Here is a 6383-nt window from a genome sequence, read left to right on the forward strand (position 1 = left end):
ACCGCCGAGCTCGCCGCGTTCTTCGCGCAGCACATGCTGGTGCAGGTGCCGGCGGCCGCACCCCAGGGGGTCTGACCGCCAGGAGGGCCCGGACCGTCGAGGGAGCACCGCGTCACGTGGCCTTCGACGAGCCGGGCCCTCCGGGTCGTCCTGCGGGCGACACCAGCAGCGTGCCCACCCGTTCGGCGTCGTCGACGTGCGTCAGGATGCCGAGCCGGTCGCCGGCTCGCAGGATCGTGCCACCGTGGCACGGCACGAGGACGCCGTCGCGTTGCAGGGTCATCACGATCGTCCCGGCGGGCAGGTGCAGGCCCTCGACCGTCGCACCGTCCGCACGGGAGCCGGCCTGCAGCTCGCTGTCGACGACCTCGGTGTCGGGGGACACCAGGGTCACCTGGCGCAGGTGGGTGCGCAGGCCGTTCCGGTAGCCCCGGACGATGTCGGCGGTGGTGATGATCCCGCTCACCCGCCGGTCGCGGTCCAGGACCGGGACCCAGCTCGCCCGGCCCAGCAGCAGCGCCTCGAGCGCGGCATCCAGGTGGTCGGTGACGACGATGCTCTGGGCGGTCGGGTCGGCCAGCCGCGCCACCGGGCCGGTCCGCCCAGCGGAGGCTTCGTCGCGCAGCCGTTCCGCGGGGACCGACCCGACGAAGACCCCGCGCCCGTCGACGACCGGGGCACCCGGCACCCGGGCCCGGCGCACCCGGTCCCAGGCCTGCGCGACCGGCGTGCCGGCCGCGAGCACCACGCGCGGCACGGTCATCGACCCGACGGCCGGCAGCGAGCCGAGCAGGGGCATCCCGCGCTGCAGCCGGTGGGCGGGGGAGTCCGCCCGGTTCCTCAGCTGGCTGCGATAGATCGTGGCATCCGGCACCCGGACGATGAGCGTGGCCAGGCCGACCGCGATCATCGCCGGCGCCAGGGCCGACAGCGACCCGGTCATCTCGGCCACCATGATCATCACCGCCAGCGGGGCCCGGCAGATGCTGCCGAAGGTGGCCATCATCGCGACGATGACGAACGGCGCCGGGCTGTGGGGGATGGCCGGGGCGACGGGCTCGAGCAGCCGCCACATCGCGGCACCCGTGAAGCCGCCGATCACCATGCCGGGGCCGAAGATGCCACCCGACCCGCCCGAGCCGATCGACAGGGCGGTGGCGAGGATCTTGGCGAACGGCAGGGCCAGCACGACCCACAGCGGCAGCCCGAGCAACTGCTCGCCGAGCGCGGTCTGCACCCAGCCGTAGCCGGTGCCGAGCACCTGCGGGAGGGCCAGCGCGATCAGGCCGGTCAGCAGGCCACCGATCGCGGGGCGCAGCCAGCGTGGGACCGCCATCCGTTGGAAGGCTCCGGCCGCCGTGTAGAAGCCCTTCGCGTAGGCCAGCCCGACCAGGCCGCTCACGACCCCGATGAGGGCGAACCAGCCGAGCTGGGCCGGGTCGAAGAAGCGTTGGCCCGCGGTGGCGAAGCCGAACATCGGCTGGAAGCCGAGGAAGGCCGACGAGACGGCATAGCCGATGATCGAGGAGATCATCGCCGGAATGATGGCCTCGACCTCGATGTCGTCCCGGTAGACGATCTCAGCGGAGAGCAGCGCGCCACCCAACGGCGCGCCGAAGATCGAGCCGATGCCGGAGCCGATGCCGGCTGCGACCGCGATCCGTCCGTCGCCGGGCGAGAGGTCGAGCGACCGGGCCAGGAAGGACCCGAAGCCCGAGCTGATCTGGGCCGTCGGGCCCTCGCGCCCGCCGGAACCGCCGGAGCCCAGGGTGATCGCGGAAGCGACGATCTTGACGACCACGGCGCGCAGTCGCACGCCACGGGGGTTGCGGTGCACGGCGTCGATCGCGGCATCGGTACCGTGTCCCTCGGCCTCCGGGGCGAAGCGGATGACGACGACGCCCGACAGCAGACCACCGAACGCGACGATGAGCGGGATCGCCCACGGGCGGACGAAGCCTGCGGAGGCCACGAGACCGCCCTCGCTGACCACCGTCGGGATCTGGTAGCCGCCGAGCAGCCCGAGGAACAGGTGGGTCGCCAGCCGCAGGCTCTCGTAGAACACGACGGCACCCAGCCCGGCGATCACGCCCAGCAGGACGCCGAGCACGAGCCACTTGCGCAGGTACGGTGCGTCCCGAACCTGCCGTCCGAGCCGGGAGCTCCACGCCCGACCACGGGTCCGCCACCGCGTCGAGGCGGTCAGGGCGTCGGGGTCCACGCGGTGTTCATGCCGCCCTTCACGATCCGCTCCGCGTAGTACTCGGTCCGCATCGCTCCGTGGGAGTGGATGCCACGCAGGTCCGCGAAGACCAGCACGTCGGCCACCCCCTCCGCCTGCTCCTGACTCAGCCCCGCTCGCTGGAGCTTGTTCCCGATCAGGCTGCGCAACTCGGACTCGCTGACCCGCACGGCGTCGTCTCCCTCCGGTGTGTGGCGGAAGCGGTCCCCCGCCAATGGCTGCCGATGCTACAGCGCGGCCCCGGTTCGTGCGACCCACCGACCTGTCCGGGGCGCGGCCGCGCGCCGGAGGGTCCGGTGCTGGGGACCGGGTTCCCGTAGCAGTCGGTCAGTCGGGGCAACCGGCCGGTCGAGAGCTCACGGCTCCGGCTCGTCGTGGCCGTTCCGACGGCTGCGCCGTCCGGTCGGCCCGGCTCCGCAGGACGGCGGCGGTGACCAGGGATGCCCAGGCAGCCATGGCGACCAGGTAGGCGACCTGACCGGCAACGCGAGAGGCGCCGGTCGCGGCGAGGAGGACCCGCAGGTTGGTCAGCACGATCAGACCGCCGACCGCGGTGCCGAGCACGGGCGCGGGCAGGCGGCTCACGAGCCAGGCCGCCGCCGGGGCGGCGACGAGCCCGCCGGCCAACAGGACCAGCACGTAGCCGAGATGGATCCCGGACGTACCGAGCCCGACGAGGAAGGCCACGCTCGCAGCCGCGGTGACCAGGAACTCGGAGGTGTCGACCGAGCCGACGACGGTGCGCGGTGCGGTGTGGCCGGCGGACAGCAGCGTCGTCGTCGACACCGGCCCCCAACCGCCGCCACCCGTGGCATCGACGAACCCGCCGAGCAGCCCGAGCGGGACGAGGAAGCGGCGGCGGTGCGGCGTGCTCCGGTCGACGAGCCGGGGCGGGCGCAGGGCGAAGCGCACCAGGATGTAGGCGCCGAGTAGGAGCAGGACCGCTCCCATGACCGGTGCCGCCGCCTCCGTCGTGAGGTGTGAGAGCAGTGTGGCGCCGAGGAAGGCGCCGGCCGCCCCGGGAACGCCGAGGCGCAGCACGAGCCGGCGGTCGACGTTGCCGAGCCGCCAGTGTGCGACGCCGGAGGCGAGGTTCGTCCCGAGCTCGGCAAGGTGGACCGAGGCGCTCGCCATCGCCGGGGTGAGCCCGACGGTGAGCAGCAGCGACGCGGAGGTGGCGCCATACCCCATCCCGAGGGCGCCGTCGAGCAGCTGGGCGAGGAACCCGACGACGCCGAGCACGAGCAGCGTTCTCACCGGGCGTCCACCGCGGCGTGGGCGAGCCGGACGACGTCACCTACGACGATGACCGCGGGCGATGCGACCTCGCGCTCGTTGGCCAGGTCGGCGATGGTGGCGAGCGTGCCGGTCGTCGTGCGCTGGGTGGGTGTCCACCCACGCTCGACGATCGCCACCGGGGTGGCGGGGTCGCGGCCGTGCTCGACGAGCAGGGCGACGGTGTCGCGGAGTCGGGAGACACCCATGAGCAGGACGAGGGTGTGGTCGGTGCCCGAGGGGAGCGCGAGGATCTCGTCGTGGCTCGTCACGACGGTGAATCCCCTCGCGATACCGCGATGGGTCACCGGGATGCCGGCCGCCGCGGGGACCGAGACCGCGCTCGTCACCCCGGGCACGACCTCGACCGGAATGCCGGCCGCCTCGCAGGCGAGGCGCTCCTCGCCGCCACGGCCCAGGACGTAGGGGTCGCCGCCCTTGAGGCGGACCACGGCGCGGCCGAGGCGGGCCTGCTCGACCAGCAGCTCGTTGATGCGATCCTGCGGGATCGGATGGTGGCCGGGCGTCTTGCCGACGTCGATCACCTCGACCGACTCCGGGAGCCGGGCCACGAGCCCTCTGGGAGCGAGCCGGTCGAGCACGACGACATCGGCACTGCGGAGCAGCTCGTGCCCTCGCGCGGTCAGCAGCCCGTCGGCGCCCGGCCCGCCGCCGACGAGAGCGACCCAGCCGGTGCCGCGCCGGGCGCGGTGCCGGCGCAGGTCGAGTCTGCCTGTGGCGAGGAGCTGTTCGACACCGTCGCGAACGGTGCGAGCCAGCCCGGGGTCGCCGTCGGCGTGCGCCGCGACGGTGACCGTGCCGTCGGGTGTGGTGACCCGAGCGCGTGCCGGGACACCGGCCCGCGTCGTCGCGGCCGATGTTGCGTTGACGCACCAGACGTGTGCCGCGTCGGCGTCGGCCGCGACGACCCGGTCGACCGCGCGGTCGCCGGTCGCGGTGTGGACGAGCCAGGCGCCGTGCAGGTCGGAGGGCCCGGCGTAGTCCCGCACGTGCCACGCGACGTCGCCGGCGTGGACAAGGTCGAGGAGGTCCTCGCAGAGGTATGGCGCGATCACCCGCACCCGGGCCCCGTCCTCGACGAACGCCGCGACCCGCCGGGCCGACACCGGGCCACCGCCGACCGCGACGACGAGGCGGTCGGTCAGGTCGAGGACGACGGGGAGCCCGGACCGGGCAGTCGCTGCGGCCGTGGCTGCCGGGCGACGCTCGCTGGTCGTGCACTCTCGATCGGGGGTCGTGCACTCTCGATCGGGATTGGTGCACTGTCGATCGGGATTGGTGCACTGTCGATCGGGATTGGTGCACTGTCGATCGGGGGGGATCGTGCGCTCTCGATCGGGGGGAGGGGTCACGAGGCCTGCCCCTGCCTCGCCATCCCGGCTGCGAGTGTGCGGCCGTCGTGCGCGTCGACGAGCAGGAACGCACCGCCTCGACGGGACCGCGCATAGTCCTCGACCGGCAGCGGCTGGGCGAGGCGCAGCGTGACGCGCCCGATGTCGTTGAGCGACAGGGAGTCCGCCGCGACGGTGTGCAGGTCGTCGAGGTCGAGTCGCCCGTCGAGCGTGCGCACGATCGCCAGTACCGACCGCGACCCGTGCTTGACGAGGAGCCGGTCGCCGGGTCGCAACGCGGTGTCACCGAGCCAGCACACGACGGCCTCGACGTCCCGGGTCGGTTCCGGCGCGTCGGTCGCCGAGGCGACGATGTCGCCGCGCGAGACGTCGATGTCCCTGTCCAGCCGGAGCGTCACCGACTGCGGGGCGCGGGCCACCTGCAGCGAGCGCGCCCCGAGGTCGATCCCAGTCACGCGGCTGCGCTGCCCCGACGGCAGGACGACGACCTCGTCGCCGACCCGCACGACGCCGGAGGCGACCTGTCCCGCGTAGCCGCGGTAGTCACGGTGGGCCGCGTCGAGGGCAGCGCCCTGCGGCCGGATGACGAGCTGGACCGGCAGCCGGAAGGACCCGACCGATCCGTCGTCGGAGGGCGGCAGGGTCTCGAGCAGCTCGAGCAGCGACGGGCCGTCATACCACCGCGTCCGCGACGACCGCTCGGCGACGTTGTCGCCGTCGAGGGCGCAGACCGGGATCGCCCGCGCGCCCGTGACGCCGAGGTTGCGGGCCACCTGCTGCACGCCGGCCTCGACGGCCCGGAAGGCGTCCGCGGAGAACCCGACCAGGTCGATCTTGTTCACCGCGATGACGACGTGCGGCACCCGCAGCAGGGCTGCCACGGCCAGGTGACGACGCGTCTGCTCGAGGACGCCCTTGCGCGCGTCGACGAGCAGGACGACGACGTCGGCGGTCGAGGACCCGGTCACCGTGTTCCGCGTGTACTGCACGTGCCCGGGGCAGTCGGCCAGGACGAAGGAGCGCGTGGCCGTGGCGAAGTAGCGGTAGGCGACATCGATCGTGATGCCCTGCTCGCGCTCGGCCCGCAGCCCGTCGGTGAGCAGGGCAAGGTCGGCCGCAGTGAGCCCTCGGTCCCGTGACACCTGCTCGACGGCGGCGAGCTGGTCGGTGAGGACGGACTTGGTGTCGTGCAGCAGGCGTCCGACGAGAGTGGACTTGCCGTCGTCGACCGAGCCTGCCGTCGCGAGGCGCAGCAGTGTCGTCGTGCCGTGCAGCATTGTCGTCGTACCGTGCTCCAGTGTCGTCGTGCCCATCAGAAGTACCCCTCCTTCTTGCGGTCCTCCATCGCGGCCTCGGAGATCCGGTCGTCGGCCCGGGTCGCCCCGCGCTCGGTCAGCGTCGAGGCGGCCACCTCACGGACGATCTCGGCGTTCGTCGCGGCGGCGGACTCGACCGCCCCGGTGCAGGACATGTCCCCGACGGTCCGGTACCGC

Annotated in this window: 5 protein-coding genes and 1 pseudogene; all 6 read right to left on the reverse strand. The window is 73.5% G+C overall.

Features of this window, described 5'->3' with window-relative positions:
* Nucleotides 1–112: 112 nt before the first annotated feature.
* Nucleotides 113–2221 carry a chloride channel protein gene (locus WMI84_RS16135; protein WP_347354799.1) on the reverse strand — a complete coding sequence of 703 codons (2109 nt, stop codon included), beginning with the start codon at nt 2219–2221 and terminating at the stop codon, nt 113–115.
* On the reverse strand, nt 2203–2457 hold the full coding sequence (locus tag WMI84_RS16140; RefSeq protein WP_347354800.1) for an Ldh family oxidoreductase: 255 nt from the start codon (nt 2455–2457) through the stop codon (nt 2203–2205). Before WMI84_RS16140 ends, WMI84_RS16135 begins: the two co-directional genes overlap by 19 nt.
* Nucleotides 2458–2569: 112 nt before the next feature.
* Nucleotides 2570–3499 (reverse strand): sulfite exporter TauE/SafE family protein, encoded by a 930-nt coding sequence (locus WMI84_RS16145; protein WP_347354801.1) that lies wholly within the window; start codon nt 3497–3499, stop codon nt 2570–2572.
* A complete protein-coding gene (gene cobA, locus WMI84_RS16150; protein WP_347354802.1) occupies nt 3496–4644 on the reverse strand; it encodes a uroporphyrinogen-III C-methyltransferase in 1149 nt (382 codons plus the stop codon). The genes WMI84_RS16145 and cobA overlap by 4 nt, the downstream gene beginning before the upstream one ends.
* A 242-nt stretch (nt 4645–4886) precedes the next feature.
* Nucleotides 4887–6203, reverse strand: a complete 1317-nt coding sequence (locus WMI84_RS16155; protein WP_347354803.1) for a GTP-binding protein — start codon at nt 6201–6203, stop codon at nt 4887–4889.
* Nucleotides 6203–6383, reverse strand: a pseudogene (locus tag WMI84_RS16160) (sulfate adenylyltransferase small subunit); the annotation flags it as partial. The pseudogene WMI84_RS16160 and the gene WMI84_RS16155, both read right to left, overlap by 1 nt.

The sequence above is a fragment of the Intrasporangium sp. genome (assembly GCF_039812505.1).
In the GTDB taxonomy this organism is placed as follows: domain Bacteria; phylum Actinomycetota; class Actinomycetes; order Actinomycetales; family Dermatophilaceae; genus Intrasporangium_A.